The sequence below is a fragment of the Afipia birgiae 34632 genome, from assembly GCF_000308295.2.
In the GTDB taxonomy this organism is placed as follows: domain Bacteria; phylum Pseudomonadota; class Alphaproteobacteria; order Rhizobiales; family Xanthobacteraceae; genus Afipia; species Afipia birgiae.
In genome coordinates this window covers 155626-168957 of record NZ_HG326654.1, presented here as the reverse complement: position 1 = coordinate 168957, position 13332 = coordinate 155626, and the positions used below count along the sequence as shown (strand labels likewise).

Annotated in this window: 16 protein-coding genes; 6 read left to right on the top strand and 10 right to left on the bottom strand. The window is 61.3% G+C overall.

Going from position 1 to position 13332, the window contains the following annotated elements; translation table 11 throughout:
* Positions 1–127 precede the first annotated feature (127 nt).
* Entirely contained in the window at positions 128–862 is a 735-nt protein-coding gene (locus BN32_RS19410) for a cytochrome c biogenesis CcdA family protein (RefSeq protein WP_040427316.1), read from the top strand.
* 134 nt (positions 863–996) lie between these two features.
* On the opposite strand, the gene BN32_RS19405 is transcribed toward BN32_RS19410, so the two are convergent.
* From BN32_RS19405 to BN32_RS27135, 7 genes are all read right to left on the bottom strand, one after another.
* Entirely contained in the window at positions 997–2112 is a 1116-nt protein-coding gene (locus tag BN32_RS19405) for a branched-chain amino acid ABC transporter substrate-binding protein (protein WP_019196349.1), read from the bottom strand.
* A gap of 115 nt (positions 2113–2227) precedes the next feature.
* Entirely contained in the window at positions 2228–2587 is a 360-nt protein-coding gene (locus BN32_RS19400) for a DUF6867 family protein (RefSeq protein WP_019196350.1), read from the bottom strand.
* Complete coding sequence (locus BN32_RS19395; RefSeq protein WP_019196351.1) at positions 2587–3321, bottom strand: ABC transporter ATP-binding protein; 735 nt, start codon at positions 3319–3321, stop codon at positions 2587–2589. The genes BN32_RS19400 and BN32_RS19395 overlap by 1 nt, the downstream gene beginning before the upstream one ends.
* Positions 3318–4163, bottom strand: a complete 846-nt coding sequence (locus BN32_RS19390; RefSeq protein WP_019196352.1) for an ABC transporter ATP-binding protein — start codon at positions 4161–4163, stop codon at positions 3318–3320. The genes BN32_RS19395 and BN32_RS19390 overlap by 4 nt, the downstream gene beginning before the upstream one ends.
* Complete coding sequence (gene livM / locus BN32_RS19385) at positions 4160–5497, bottom strand: high-affinity branched-chain amino acid ABC transporter permease LivM (protein ID WP_019196353.1); 1338 nt, start codon at positions 5495–5497, stop codon at positions 4160–4162. Before livM ends, BN32_RS19390 begins: the two co-directional genes overlap by 4 nt.
* Positions 5498–5505: 8 nt before the next feature.
* A complete protein-coding gene (locus BN32_RS19380) occupies positions 5506–6420 on the bottom strand; it encodes an ABC transporter permease subunit (RefSeq protein ID WP_019196354.1) in 915 nt (304 codons plus the stop codon).
* A 208-nt stretch (positions 6421–6628) separates the two neighbouring features.
* Positions 6629–6823 carry a hypothetical protein gene (locus BN32_RS27135; protein ID WP_162161322.1) on the bottom strand — a complete coding sequence of 65 codons (195 nt, stop codon included), beginning with the start codon at positions 6821–6823 and terminating at the stop codon, positions 6629–6631.
* Between the two features lie 311 nt (positions 6824–7134).
* Between BN32_RS27135 and BN32_RS19370 the strand changes: the two genes are divergently transcribed.
* On the top strand, positions 7135–7668 hold the full coding sequence (locus BN32_RS19370) for a hypothetical protein (protein ID WP_040427314.1): 534 nt from the start codon (positions 7135–7137) through the stop codon (positions 7666–7668).
* On the opposite strand, the gene BN32_RS19365 is transcribed toward BN32_RS19370, so the two are convergent.
* The 3 genes from BN32_RS19365 to BN32_RS19355 are packed head-to-tail and all read right to left on the bottom strand — an operon-like array spanning position 7638 to position 10208.
* Positions 7638–8033 carry a carboxymuconolactone decarboxylase family protein gene (locus BN32_RS19365; RefSeq protein ID WP_019196357.1) on the bottom strand — a complete coding sequence of 132 codons (396 nt, stop codon included), beginning with the start codon at positions 8031–8033 and terminating at the stop codon, positions 7638–7640. The genes BN32_RS19370 and BN32_RS19365 overlap by 31 nt on opposite strands.
* A gap of 9 nt (positions 8034–8042) precedes the next feature.
* Entirely contained in the window at positions 8043–8825 is a 783-nt protein-coding gene (gene pcaD, locus BN32_RS19360; RefSeq protein WP_040427046.1) for a 3-oxoadipate enol-lactonase, read from the bottom strand.
* Positions 8826–8852: 27 nt separating this feature from the next.
* On the bottom strand, positions 8853–10208 hold the full coding sequence (locus BN32_RS19355) for a 3-carboxy-cis,cis-muconate cycloisomerase (protein WP_040427044.1): 1356 nt from the start codon (positions 10206–10208) through the stop codon (positions 8853–8855).
* 204 nt (positions 10209–10412) lie between these two features.
* On the opposite strand from BN32_RS19355, the gene BN32_RS19350 reads away from it, so the two are divergent.
* The 4 genes from BN32_RS19350 to BN32_RS19335 all read left to right on the top strand — a co-directional run bounded on the left by BN32_RS19350 (position 10413) and on the right by BN32_RS19335 (position 13324).
* On the top strand, positions 10413–10862 hold the full coding sequence (locus BN32_RS19350; protein ID WP_019196360.1) for an SRPBCC family protein: 450 nt from the start codon (positions 10413–10415) through the stop codon (positions 10860–10862).
* A 215-nt stretch (positions 10863–11077) separates the two neighbouring features.
* On the top strand, positions 11078–11563 hold the full coding sequence (locus BN32_RS19345; protein ID WP_019196361.1) for a (2Fe-2S)-binding protein: 486 nt from the start codon (positions 11078–11080) through the stop codon (positions 11561–11563).
* A 26-nt stretch (positions 11564–11589) separates the two neighbouring features.
* Positions 11590–12396: an FAD binding domain-containing protein gene (locus BN32_RS19340; RefSeq protein WP_019196362.1), complete on the top strand. Its 807-nt coding sequence runs from the start codon at positions 11590–11592 to the stop codon at positions 12394–12396.
* A gap of 19 nt (positions 12397–12415) precedes the next feature.
* Positions 12416–13324, top strand: a complete 909-nt coding sequence (locus BN32_RS19335) for an AAA family ATPase (RefSeq protein WP_019196363.1) — start codon at positions 12416–12418, stop codon at positions 13322–13324.
* The last annotated feature ends 8 nt before the right edge of the window (positions 13325–13332 follow it).

The window sequence follows — 13332 nt, the reverse complement described above, 5'->3', positions numbered from 1 at the left end:
TCGGCATGATCTCGTCCGAAAACTGGTCTCCACTGTCCGGAATCATGTCCATCACGATCCGATCACAACAAGCGGAAGGAGCGCGGCGGAGCTTGCATAGCATATGGGCGACAGTGCAATAAGCGGCATGATTCAGGACGTTTCCATCCCCGCCGCGCTCGCCGCCGGCATCATCAGCTTTCTCTCGCCGTGCGTGCTGCCGCTCGTGCCGCCGTATCTGATCTATCTCACCGGCGCGACCATCGAGCATGTGGCCAATGAAGAAGAGCGGAGAGCCTCGAAACGCGCTGTGATGCTGTCGGCGCTGGTTTTCGTGCTGGGTTTTTCGACCGTATTCGTGGCGCTCGGCGCCAGCGCCAGTCTGATCGGCGGCCTGATCCGCGCATGGTCGGCGCAGTTATCGATTGTTGCGGGCATCGCAATCATCCTGATGGGCCTGCATTTCCTCGGTCTCACACGTATCGGCTTTTTGATGCGCGAAGGACGCCTGCCAATTCCCAAGCCCGTCGGTCTGTGGGGCGCCTATGTGATGGGGCTGGCCTTCGCATTCGGCTGGACGCCGTGCATCGGGCCGATCCTGGCCGCCATTCTGTCGGTCGCCGCATCGGAAGCCACCGTAACGAAGGGCGCAGGGTTGCTCGCAGTCTATTCCGCCGGTCTCGGCATCCCGTTCCTGATCGCGGCCTTCATGGTCGAGCGGTTTTCCGCGGTGCTCGCGCGCATGAAGAAGCATCTCGCCACCGTGGAGCGCGCGATGGGCGTTCTGATGATTCTCGTGGGGATCGGATTTCTCACCGGCGCGGTCACGGACGTCAGCATCTGGCTGCTGGAGACGTTCCCGGAGCTTCAGAATTTTGGGTAGCTGCAAATCTAAAGTTTGCCATGCCCGGGCTTGTCCCGGGCATCCTGATAAATTCAGCACAGTGGTCCACTCATCGAAATCACCGGGACAAGCCCGGTGATGACAATTGAATGTGACTTTCGGCTGACGAGATCTTACGATCCCTTGTTGATCTCGGCGTAGTTGCCCTTGGCGTCCCACTTGTAGACGACGTAGTCGATCACCTTGATATCGCCCTTTGCGTCGAACGAAAGCTTGCCAAGCACGGTGTCCCATTCGCCGCCCTTGATGGCTTCCATGACCTTCTTGGGGTCGGTGCTCTTCACCTTCGTGGCGGCCTGCGACCAGATCTGGAAGGCGGCGTAGGTGTAAAGCGTGTAGCCTTCAGGATCGATACCCTTCGCCTTGAACTTCTCGACGATGGCCTTCGCGGTCGGCTTGTTGCGCGGATCAGGACCGAAAGTGAACAGCGTGCCTTCGGCAGCCGCACCGGTGATCGAGGCGAACTCCTTGTCGTTCATGGCATCGCCGGCCATAAGAAGCGTTTTCATGCCCTGATCGCGCATCTGGCGCAGGATCAGGCCGGCTTCCTGATGATAGCCGCCGACATAAACCAGATCGATGTTCTCGCGCTTCAGCCGCGAGACGATGGAATTAAAGTCTTTGTCGCCCTTGTTGTAGGACTCGAACAGTTTTTCCTTCATGCCGCCGGCGTTCAACGCCTTTTTGGTTTCGTCCGCGAGGCCTTTGCCATAGGTCGTCTTGTCGTTGAGGATGGCGATGTTCTTGCCCGCGAAAGCTTTCAGAATGTACTGCGCGGCGACAAGGCCCTGCTGGTCATCGCGGCCGCAGACGCGCAGCACGTTCCACAGCTTGCGCTCGGTGAAGACCGGATTGGTCGAGGCCGGTGTAATCTGCAGCACGTTGCCCTCGGCATAAGCTTCAGAGGCCGGAATCGACGACGACGAGCAGAAATGGCCTGCTACGAACGGGACCTTGGAGCTTGCGAATTTTTCGGCGACCGAGCGGGCCTGCTTCGGATCGCAGGCATCGTCTCCGACCTGAAGCGCGAGCTTCTTGCCGTTGACGCCGCCCGCGGCGTTGAGGTCGGCGACAGCCAAGTCTGCGCCGTTCTTCATCTGGCGGCCGAATGCCGATTCGCCGCCAGTCATCGGGCCCGCGACAGCGACGGAAATGTCTTGCGCAAACGCAGCAGTCGACATGGCAATCGACGCGCCGAGTGCGAGGCCAAGGATACGGGTTGGTTTCATAGGGCAATCCTCATGCAGGTCTCGAAGGGCGCAGCCAAGCGGCCCGCCGGGCAAACACATCCCGGATATTGTCCGCTGATTTTACCGCCAAGTCATCGGCAATTTTAGGCCGCGCTCATGCCTTGGCTGGCGCATCTTGCCGCAGCCGCCAGCCGAGGGGACCGCGCCGTTCGTACAGCCAGTAGTACTGACGGACCATCTGCTGCGCCCGGGTACGCTGAAAAGACAGGCAGGATGCGGCGATCAGGATGACGGTCTCGACCACATAGGCTTGCGGCTGCAACAGGGTCTCATTGAACAGCGCGAAGTGCACGAACCGCACGGCCATCCCCAGCGGTATCATTGCAATCACCGCAATCCCGATGCTTCGCCAGGTCAGCGCGATGGCGCGGCCGGCCAGCACCGCACAGCCGCCGCCGAGCACCAGGGTGACAAACAGAACCTGAAAAATGGACTCATTTGAATAGAAGGACATCAGTGGCGCCCTCCCTCAAGATAGGCTGCGCGGATTTCCGGCCGCGCCAGCAGTTCCGCGCCGGTTCCGCTAAGGGTGATCAGGCCATTGACCATCACGTAGCCGCGGTGCGCCAGCTTCAATGCGTGGTTGGCGTTCTGCTCGACGATCAGGACGGTCAGGCCATCCTGCCGGTTGAGCGTGCGGACCGCATCGAAGATTTGCCGCGCGATCAGCGGTGCGAGGCCGAGCGACGGCTCGTCCAGCATCAGCAGGCGCGGGCGGCTCATCAGTGCGCGCCCGATCGCCAGCATCTGCTGTTCGCCGCCCGACAACGTACCGCCGCGCTGCGCGATACGCTCCTTGAGGCGAGGAAACAGCGTGAAAACGCGTTCAAGATTTTCGCTGCGCTCGGCTTCGGTGCTTTCCATGGCAGCGTCCGCGCCCATGCGCAGGTTTTCGGCGACCGTCATGCGCGGGAAAATGCGCCGTCCCTCGGGCGACTGCGCGATACGCAGCCGCGCGACGTGATGAGTGGGCTCATGCGTGATGTCCCGGCCATCGAATGCGATAAGTCCGGCGCGGGCACGCGGCCGCCCGAACACGGACATCATCAGCGTGGATTTACCCGCGCCGTTGGAGCCGATCAGCGCAACGATCTCGCCCGGGTGAATATCGAGATCGACGCCTTTCAGCGCCTCGATATTGCCGTAGGCTGCGACGAGGCCGCGAATGGAAAGGAGGGGAGCGCTCACGTTCCGCCCTCCATGACTTCGATGGCGGTTTGTTCGTCCGCGCCGAGATAGGCGGCGATGACTTTCGGATCGTTGCGGATTTCCTGCGGCGTACCTGCTGCAATCTTGACGCCGTGGTCGAGCACAAAGATGCAGTCGGAGATTTCCATCACCACCGACATGTCGTGTTCGATCAGCAGCACCGACGTGCCATGATCCTTGCGGATCGCCAGCAGTAACTGGCTCAGTTCATCGCTCTCCCGCGCGTTCAATCCTGCGGCCGGTTCATCGAGACACAGCAGCACCGGCTCCGAGCACATCGCACGCGCGATTTCGAGCCGACGCTGATCGCCGTAGGGCAGGTTGCCTGCCGCGTCGTCGGCCCTCGATGTGAGGCCGATGCGATCGAGCCAGTAGCGCGAGAGTTCGATGGCGCTTTTCTCAGCGCGGCGGAAGCCGGGTGCGCCAATCAGACCGAGAAACGTATAGCCCGATGCATGCATCAACGCGTTATGTTGCGCCACCATCAGGTTTTCCAGCGCGGTCATGCCCGCGAACAGCCTGATGTTCTGGAATGTGCGGGCGACCTTCGCCACCTTGGAGATGCGGTAGTCGAACAGCCGTTCCAGAAGAAACTCGCGGCCGTCGTCATGAATGAGACGCATCATGCCGGTGGTCGGCTTGTAAAAACCCGTGATGCAATTGAAGACGGTTGTCTTGCCCGCGCCATTGGGGCCGATCAGCGCGGTAATGTCGCCGCGCTTCGCCGTAAACGACAGATCGTTGACGGCGACGATGCCGCCGAAGCGCATCGACAGGTGATCGACGTCGAGAATGTCGTTGCTGGTATTGTTCGTGGTCATCCGTGGCCTTCCTTGACCATCGCGGATGAAATTTCCGAGGGCTTCTCCAGAAACACCGATGGCGCGCGGTGACCGATCAGGCCGCGCGGCCGCCAGATCATCAGGAGCACCATTGCCGAGCCGAACACCAGCATGCGGAACTGTTCAAGTCCTCTGAACAGTTCGAACCCGCCGATCATTGCGAGGGCTGCGAGCGCAACGCCGAGCTGTGAGCCCATGCCGCCGAGCACGACGATCGCGAGCACAAGCGCGGATTCATGGAACGTGAAGGACTCGGGGCTGATGAAGCCCTGACGGGTGGCGAAGAACGCACCGGCAAAGCCGCCGAACATCGCGCCGGTCGCAAACGCCGTCAGCTTCGTCGTGGTGGTGTTGATGCCAAGCGAGCGGCACGCGACTTCATCCTCGCGCAGCGCTTCCCATGCGCGGCCGATCGGCAAACGTCGCAGGCGGATGGTGACCCAGTTCGTCAGCAGCGCGAGCGCGAGGATCAGATAGAACAGGAAGACCACGCGATGCGTGGTGGAGAACTCGATGCCGAGCAGGGCGGCGAGTCCGTCATCGGTGTTGGTGAGCGGGATGCCGAAGAACGACGGCCGTGGAATCCCGGTGATGCCGTTCGGGCCTCCCGTGACATGCTGCCAGTTCAGCAGGATGAGCCGGATGATTTCGCCGAAGGCGAGGGTCACGATGGCAAGATAATCGCCACGCAATCGCAGCACGGGAAAGCCGAGCAACACGCCCCAGAAAGCTGCGAGGATTCCGGCCAGCGGAAGGCAGACCCAGAAGGAGAGATCGAAGGTCGTCGCCAGCAGCGCGTAGGAATAGGCGCCGACTGCATAGAATGCGACGTAGCCGAGATCGAGCAGACCGGCGAGACCGACGACGATGTTCAGTCCCCATCCCAGCATGACGTAGGTCAGAACGAGGATGCCAAGATCGAGGATGTAACGCTGGTCGTAGAAGATCACCGGGACCAGCACGGCAAACACGAGAAGCGCCGGGGCGAGAAAGCGCCGCAGGGTGGCGATCGTGCTGCTGGCGGATTCCGGAAGCAGCGAGACGCCCTTCGACGGTCCGATCCATTGCCGCAGTAGTTCAACAATGATGCTTCCGAAAAACACCGCCGCCACGAGTGCGGCGAGATCGCCGAACCGCGTCCAGTAGACCAGTTGGCCCTCCGGTCCGGCTTCAGTCCGGATGCCAATCATCAGTGAAAACAGAACCAGCGCCACAAGGGCGCTGATGAATGATTTTTTGAGAATGAAGGCGATGCCGTGCCCGGCTGCGGCGGCTTTTGGCGCACGAATGGCGGGATCGGTGGAGCGCGCCACGCTGCCTCTCAGACTTTTTCGACTTCCGGACGGCCGAGCAGGCCGGTCGGAAGAAAGATAAGAACGACAATGAGAATCGAGAACGCCGCCACGTCCTTGTATTCGGATGTGAAGTACGCGGACCAGAAGGTTTCGATCAGGCCGATCAGAAGTCCGCCCAGCATCGCGCCCGGGAGGGAACCGATGCCGCCCAGTACGGCGGCGGTGAACGCCTTGATGCCTGCGACGAAGCCCATGAAGAAGTCGACCACGCCGTAGTAGAGCAGGTACATCATGCCGGCGACGGCCGCGAGCGCAGCGCCGATCACGAATGTCATGGAGATCGTGCGGTCGACGTCGACGCCGAGCAGCGCGGCCATGGTCTGGTCCTGCTCGCAGGCGCGCATGTCGCGGCCGAGCCGCGTACGCGCTACCAGCCATGAGAAGACCGCAAGAAGGATAATCGTGGTGATGACGACGATGATCTGGATGTTTGACAGCCGCACCACGAAGCCGTCGTTTTCGAACAGCGTGTAACCACCGGTGATGACAGGGGGCACCGGCTTGACGCGCGCGCCCTGCGACACCTGCGCGTAGTTGGTCAGGACAAACGACATGCCGATGGCGGACAGCATGGGCGCCAGGCGGAACGATTGCCGCAGCGGACGATAGGCGATCCGTTCGACAGTCCAGCCGTAGAGCGCGGTGATCGCCATTGCGACCAGCAGCACGAGAAGCAGGATGACGGGAACGGTGGTGAGGCCGATCGAAACAAGGATGAGGAAGGTGATGAGGGCAATAAAGCCGCCGATCATGAAGATATCGCCGTGGGCGAAATTGATCATGCCCACGATGCCGTACACCATCGTGTAACCGATCGCGATCAGGCCATAGATCGAGCCGAGCACCAATCCGTTGATGAGCTGCTGGGCGAAGTAATCCATGGGCTGCCGTGTTCGAGCAAAGCGATCGACACGTCGAAGGCTCCGGCAGCCGGATCGTCGCGTCGTCCCATTTTCTAACAGCGGGAACAGGGGGCGGCAACCGTACCGGGTGCAGCTTCCGTCGTCATCCACCCAACATTTCGCTGCCGCGAAAGGATCACGCCGGAACTGGAGTTCCTTTGCAACCGATGGCGATGCGGGCGGTTGGCTACGTGTTCTCAACAATGGAGATGCCAACATGGGCAACCAGAACAATCCGAACCAGAACCCGGGCCAGCAGAGCCAGAACCCGAGCCAGAAGCCAGGTCAGCAGCAAGGTGGCGGCCAGAAGCCTGGCCAGCAGCAGCAGGATCCCAGCCACAAGCCCGGCCAGCAGGGTCAGCAGAGCCAAAAGGGCGGACACTAGCTTATTGATCCCGGTTCCCGTTTCGGGAGCCTCGGGTCTACAGATGAAGGAAAGTCCCGCCGAAAGGCGGGATTTTTCTTGGTATTTTTCTCGGGTGCTTTCTTGGGTGTTTTCTTGGGCCCATTGTTCCTATCCGTTGTCCACAGGTCCCGCCGCGCCGTTAAGGTTAAAAAAGGGTTTAAATTGCCGCTCGCGTTTGAGCGGAGTTAGCTCCGCCGATGCGGCGCCCGACGGCGCGGCTTTGGCCGGAGCATGACATCGAAGCCTTGGTTTCGGACGCCATGTTCCTCAAGTCAGGGGCAGGCGGCATGGCGAAGGATTGGCGGATCAGCACGTTCAACGGCGTGCTTCTGGCGTGTTACTTCATCCCGTCATGGACCATTTCGGCGATGAAGATCTGGGTCTCGCCGATCCGCGGATTCTACGACCGCTCCAATATCGCCGCTGCGATGTATGTCAGCGATTTTATGACTCTCCCGGCAATGGGAACCATCCGCGTCGCATGGCTGCTCGCGCTTTCCAAAGTGATAGTCGCCGCGTTCTTCTTCGTGTTTCTGCTGCTGGTGATCCGCGCGGCGATCCGCAACAAGGGCGGTGCCGATGAGGCGCTGGCCTTCGCGTTGGGAGTTGGCGCGTTCATCAGCATGGCGTGCCTGATCGCCGCCTCAAAGGTCGGCGAACTGGCAGCGCTGCGCCTTCATGCCAGCGAAGCGTTGCTGCTGATCGGCGCCGCGATCCTGCTGATCATCGACACTGACCCTGCTGTGGAGCACAAAACCGAAGCGGAAGCGGTAGAGTCGGTCGCGCCGCATCACGGCTTGTCGAGCAGCCCCAATTCCTGAACCACGCCGGCGGCTTCCTTGACCGCATGATTGGCTGCGGGGACGCCGCAATAGATTGCCTGCTGCAGCAGGATTTCCTTGATGTCGTCCGGCGTGAAGCCGCCTTCGCTCAAGGCCGCGCGGACATGCAGGCGAAATTCATCCCATTGCCCGAGCGCCACCATGGTGCCGATCACAAGGACGCGGCGTGTGCGCTCGTCGAAATGCGGTCGTGTCCAGATCTCGCCCCATGCATAGCGCGTGATGAGGTCGAGAAAGTCTGCGTTGAATGAATTCTTTCCCGCCGCAGACTTGTCGACCCATGCGTTGCCGAGCACCTTGCGGCGTTGGGCTGTTCCCTGATCGCGGCGTTGATCGTCGTCCATGAGATGCTCTCACCGCTGTGTCAGGAAGCCCACCACGGCTTCGGTGAAGTTGTGCGATTGCTCGATGTTGGAGATATGAGCCGCATCGAGCAGGGTCATGCTCGCATTCGGGATGTGGCTGCGGATAAAGACGCTGGCTTCAACCGGCGTCGCCATATCGTGGCGGCCCGCGATCACCAGCGTCGGCGCATTGATACGCGGAAGCAAGTCGCGTTGATCGAGCCGGCTCAGGGCCTCGCAGCAGGCGGCATAGCCCTGCACGGGCGTGGCCATCAGCATCGCCTTCATGCGCGCGGTAATCTCCGGCTCGCGTTCACGGTAATCCTCGGTCAGCCAAGCTGCGATCACGGCGTCGGCGATTGCCGCGATGCCGCCATCGCTGACAGCCTTGATGCGGTTCAGCCAGTTGGTGGGATCGGGATAATAGCAGGACGTATTGGCGAGGATCATCCTGTCGATGCGCTCCGGCGCGTTCGCTCCCAGCCACTGGCCGACCATGCCGCCCATCGATAACCCGCACCAGTGCACTCTCTCAATGTTGAGGTCGTCGAGGATCGCCAGCACGTCCTTGCCGAAACGCTCCATCGAGTAAGGACCGGCCGGAACACCGGATTTGCCGTGGCCGCGGCGGTCATAACGGACGACACGATAGAGCTTCGTCAGCGCCGCCATTTGCGGCTCCCACATCTGCATGGTCGCGCCGAGCGAATTCGACAGCATGATCGTCGGTCCGCCGTCGCGCCCTTCCACCGAGACATTGAGCAGGCATCCGTCGGCGTCGATCATAGGCATGTTAAATTCTCCGTGACTTCTTGTTGTTTATTCGCTGTCCAGCGAAGCGAGCAGCCGGTCGATCAGCGTTTGCGCGACGCCCTGATAGGCCATCGGGTCGAACAGGCTTTCGAGAGTGCCGGTATCGATGTGGGTGGTGACGCGCGTGTCGTCCGCGAGAACGCTGCGCAGATGCTGACGGGTTTCGATAGCTCTGCGGCTCGCGGCCTCGACGATGTGATGGGCTTCGCCTTTGCCGACCTTCTCCGCCAGCGCCATCGACACGGCCTCGGCCATGACGAGGCCCTGGGTCATGTCGAGATTGGCGCGCATGCGTGCGGCATCGACTTCGAGTCCTTCAGCGATCTCGGCGATGGCGGAGAGCGCCCCCGACGTCACCAGTTGCAGCGTCGGCAATGTCGGCCATTCGGCATGCCAGGGGCCGGCGCTGCGTTCATGATCCTGAACCTGAGCAGCGAGAATCGTCGCCGCAAGATTCGGCGCCATTGTCGCCGCCGCCAGCGCTCTTGCCGCCGCCACAGGATTGCGCTTGTGCGGCATCGTCGAAGAGCCGCCGCGGCCTTCGCCCGCAGGTTCGAAGGCTTCCGCGACGTCGGTCTGCATCATCAGCGACACGTCGCGGGCGATTTTGCCGCAGGTGCCTGTAAGAATGGCCAGGGCTGTCGCCACATCCGCGATTCGGTCGCGATGCGTGTGCCACGGCGCATCCGGCAGCGGCAGCGACAATTCGTTTGCAAGTTGTTCAGCGACCTTGAGGCCGTTGCCGCCCAAGGCCGCGAGCGTTCCGGCCGCACCGCCAAACTGCAGGGCGAGGGTGTCGCGGCGCATCCGCTTCAGCCGTCCCCGTGAACGATGCAGCGCAGCTGCGTACTCAGCCAGTTTCAATCCGAATGGCATCGGAAGGGCGTGTTGCAACCATGTCCGCGCGACCACCGCTGTCTCGCGGTACTGGATAGCCATCCGGGCAAAACCTGTGATGGCGCGGTCGAGGTCCGTGATCAGCGCGTTGATGGCGGCGCGCAGGCCCAGCATTGTGGCGGTGTCGATCACGTCCTGGCTGGTCGCGCCCCAGTGCACATAGCGCGCGGCGGAAGGATCGGCACTGGCGACCTTCACGGTCAGCATTTTTACCAGCGGAATTGCGAGATTTCCGGCGTGTACCGCCGCCTCGGCAAGCGCCGCGCGGTCGAACGATTCGGCATGGCAGGCTTTCGCGATGCTGACGACGGCGCTGGCTGGAATGATGCCGACCGCCGCTTCAGCGCGCGCAAGGGCATGCTCAAAGTCCAGCATATGCTGGAGATATACTTCATCGTCGCACACAGTGCGCATGGCGGCGCTCGACAGCAAAGGCGCGAGCAAGGGAGGCAGGGATGAACTCATGATGCGCGGACCCTATCCAAGGCTCCGACGCATGCCAATAGCGCGATACCCTTCAGTGAAAGCACTGCAACACGGCGCGGGGCTTGCTGTTTGATGTTTTTGCATCGCTCGTTCCCGAACGTTCCCCTTTCTTTTGTGAGCGCTGTATCCTAACTGAGATCGGCAGGGCCGCGGGATGCGGCTATCGAATGAAGGAGCTTGCACATGGCAATGACGATGACGGGTGAGGTGCAGCTTCCTGCTTCTCGTGAAGTGGTATGGGAAAAACTCAACGATCCGGCTGTTCTGAAGGCCTGCATTCCGGGTTGCGAGGAATTGGAGCGGGTCGGAGACAACCAGTTTCAGGCCGTCGCCAAGATGAAGGTTGGACCGGTGTCCGCTCGGTTCAAGGGCAAGGTCACCCTGAGCGATTTCGATCCGCCGAACAGCTACAAGATCTCCGGCGAAGGCGAAGGCGGCGTCGCCGGATTCGCCAAGGGCGGGGCGACGGTGGCGCTCGCCGAAAAGGATGGCGGCACACTGCTGAGCTATAATGTCGAGGCCCAGATCGGTGGAAAGCTGGCGCAGCTTGGTCAGCGGCTGATCAACGGCGCGGCCAAGAAGCTGGCCGATGAATTCTTCGCGAAATTCGCAGACGCGGTGAAGGCGGCCTGAGGCCGTTTGGGCATATCAGCTCCCCGCATAAATCAAGCCTTCTCGTCCGGGAGCGGTGCGCGGTGAGGTTGCTCATTGCCGCAATGGCCCATATTATGAATTTGGAACCATTTTAAACGCGTTTTGCACCGCGCCACGCACGGTGCGTGCGGAACTTGAGTCCCAGAGGTTATGTCCACGAATCTGGGCGCCAAGCCGAAAACAAGAGAGTGTTGATGGCCAAGATTTCACTGATCGTGAACGGCAATCCTGTGATGGGCAAGGTCGATTCGCGCACGCTGCTCGTCCAGTTCTTGCGCGAGCATCTTCGTCTGACCGGGACCCATGTCGGCTGCGACACATCGCAGTGTGGGGCCTGTGTGGTCCATCTCGACGGCAAGGCTGTGAAGTCCTGTACCACTCTGGCAGTGATGGCGGATGGTCATAGTGTGACAACCATTGAGGGCCTTGCTGCCGATGGGGCACCGCTGCATCCGATGCAGGAGGCCTTCCGCGAACATCATGGTCTGCAGTGCGGCTTCTGTACCCCCGGCATGATCATGACCGCGGTCGATCTCGTCCATCGCAAGGGCCATGACCTCAGTGATCATGTCATCCGCGAGGAGCTTGAAGGCAATCTGTGCCGCTGCACGGGTTATCAGAACATCGTGCTGTCGATTGCGGCCGGCGCCAAGGCGATGGCCAAATCCGATCTTGCGTAATTGACGACTTTCCCGAAGGACAGCTCATGTACGACTTCAAGTATCATCGTCCGGGGACTGTGCGGCAGGCCGCCAATCTTCTCGTCAAGAATGAAGACGCAAAACTGATCGCCGGCGGCCATACGCTGGTGCCGGTGATGAAGCAGCGGCTTGCCAGCCCGCCGCATCTGGTCGATCTCAGCCATATCCAAGGCCTCAACGGCATCGAGATGAAGGGCCGCAATCTGGTGATCGGCGCGACCGCGACCCACGCCGAAGTCGCCAATTCGGCCGTCGTCGGTGAAGCAATCCCCGCGCTTGCGGAGCTTGCAGGCCTGATCGGCGATCCAGCCGTTCGCCACAAGGGCACCATCGGCGGCTCGCTCGCCAACAATGACCCGACGGCGGATTATCCGGCAGCGGTCACGGCGCTGGGTGCAACCGTTGTCACCAACAAGCGCCGGCTGAAGCCGGAGGAATTTTTCCAGGGCCTGTTCACCACCGCGCTTGAGCCCGACGAGATCATCACCCGCGTGATGTTTCCGCTACCGAAGAAGGCCGCGTATCAGAAATTCCGTAATCAGGCTTCGCGTTACGCGCTGGTCGGCGTGTTCGTCGCGCGGCGTCCGTCGGATGTGCGCGTTGCAGTGACAGGCGCGGGCGGTGATGGTGTGTTTCGCGTCACCGAGTTCGAAGAAGCGCTGAAGAAGCGGTTCTCACCGAAGTCACTTGACGGGTTGACGGTGTCTGCCGACGGCCTCAACAGCGACATTCACGGCAGTGCCGAGTATCGTGCGCATCTGATCGGCGTGCTTGCGCGCCGCGCTGTGGAAGCCGCGACCGCGAAGAGCTGAATTTGGAGTCCATCCCAGCATGAGTAAGATCCCGGCGTCCGTCGATGCAACGCTTGATCTGCTCACCAGCCGTGGTTATCTCGCGGAGCGTTCGCTCGCGACGGTGGTCTATCTGTCCCTCAAGATGGGTCGTCCGCTTTTTCTTGAAGGCGAGGCCGGCGTCGGCAAAACCGAGATCGCAAAGGTTCTCAGTGCTGCTCTCGGGCGCAAACTGATCCGCTTGCAGTGTTATGAAGGTCTCGACGTTGCGTCCGCAGTCTACGAGTGGAACAGCGCCGCGCAGATGATCGCCATTCGTCTGGCGGAAGCCAGCGGCGAAACCGACCGCGAGCAGTTGTCCGCGGACGTGTTCGCGGAAAAGTACCTGATCAAGCGGCCGCTGCTTCAGGCCTTGGAGCCGGATGTCGCTGGGCCGCCGGTGCTGCTGATCGACGAACTCGACCGCGCAGACGAAGCCTTCGAGGCCTACCTGCTGGAAATCCTCAGCGACTTCCAGGTCACGATTCCGGAATACGGCACGGTGAAAGCGCCGCAGCCGCCGATCGTTATCGTCACATCAAACCGCACTCGTGAAATCCACGACGCCCTCAAGCGCCGCTGCCTCTATCACTGGGTCGATTATCCTTCCGCCGAGCGCGAACTGGCCATCGTCAAGTCGCGCGTGCCGAACATCGGCGCGAAGCTGTCGGAGCAGGTGGTCGGTTTCGTGCAGGCGCTGCGCGAGCAGGATCTGTTTAAGGTGCCCGGCGTCGCCGAGACCATCGACTGGGCGACCGCGTTGACCGAACTCGATGCACGCTCGCTGACGCCGCAGGTGGTTGGCGATACGCTCGGCGCGCTGCTGAAATATCAGGACGACATCGGACGCATGCAGGGTCCGGCGCTCGACAAGGTCATCAAGGAAGCCGTCAACGATCCGGCGGCCTGAACGCAATC

Bases quoted from the DNA above. Each gene is read 5' to 3' on its own strand.
- BN32_RS19350 (WP_019196360.1), top strand. From the start codon at position 10,413: ATGGCAATGACGATGACGGGTGAGGTGCAGCTTCCTGCTTCTCGTGAA.
- BN32_RS19340 (WP_019196362.1), top strand. From the start codon at position 11,590: ATGTACGACTTCAAGTATCATCGTCCGGGGACTGTGCGGCAGGCCGCC.
- BN32_RS19405 (WP_019196349.1), bottom strand. From the start codon at position 2,112: ATGAAACCAACCCGTATCCTTGGCCTCGCACTCGGCGCGTCGATTGCC.
- BN32_RS19380 (WP_019196354.1), bottom strand. From the start codon at position 6,420: ATGGATTACTTCGCCCAGCAGCTCATCAACGGATTGGTGCTCGGCTCG.
- BN32_RS19355 (WP_040427044.1), bottom strand. From the start codon at position 10,208: ATGAGTTCATCCCTGCCTCCCTTGCTCGCGCCTTTGCTGTCGAGCGCC.
- BN32_RS19400 (WP_019196350.1), bottom strand. From the start codon at position 2,587: ATGTCCTTCTATTCAAATGAGTCCATTTTTCAGGTTCTGTTTGTCACC.
- BN32_RS19390 (WP_019196352.1), bottom strand. From the start codon at position 4,163: ATGACCACGAACAATACCAGCAACGACATTCTCGACGTCGATCACCTG.
- BN32_RS19345 (WP_019196361.1), top strand. From the start codon at position 11,078: ATGGCCAAGATTTCACTGATCGTGAACGGCAATCCTGTGATGGGCAAG.
- pcaD (WP_040427046.1), bottom strand. From the start codon at position 8,825: ATGCCTATGATCGACGCCGACGGATGCCTGCTCAATGTCTCGGTGGAA.
- BN32_RS19370 (WP_040427314.1), top strand. From the start codon at position 7,135: ATGGCGAAGGATTGGCGGATCAGCACGTTCAACGGCGTGCTTCTGGCG.
- BN32_RS19365 (WP_019196357.1), bottom strand. From the start codon at position 8,033: ATGGACGACGATCAACGCCGCGATCAGGGAACAGCCCAACGCCGCAAG.
- BN32_RS19335 (WP_019196363.1), top strand. From the start codon at position 12,416: ATGAGTAAGATCCCGGCGTCCGTCGATGCAACGCTTGATCTGCTCACC.
- BN32_RS19410 (WP_040427316.1), top strand. From the start codon at position 128: ATGATTCAGGACGTTTCCATCCCCGCCGCGCTCGCCGCCGGCATCATC.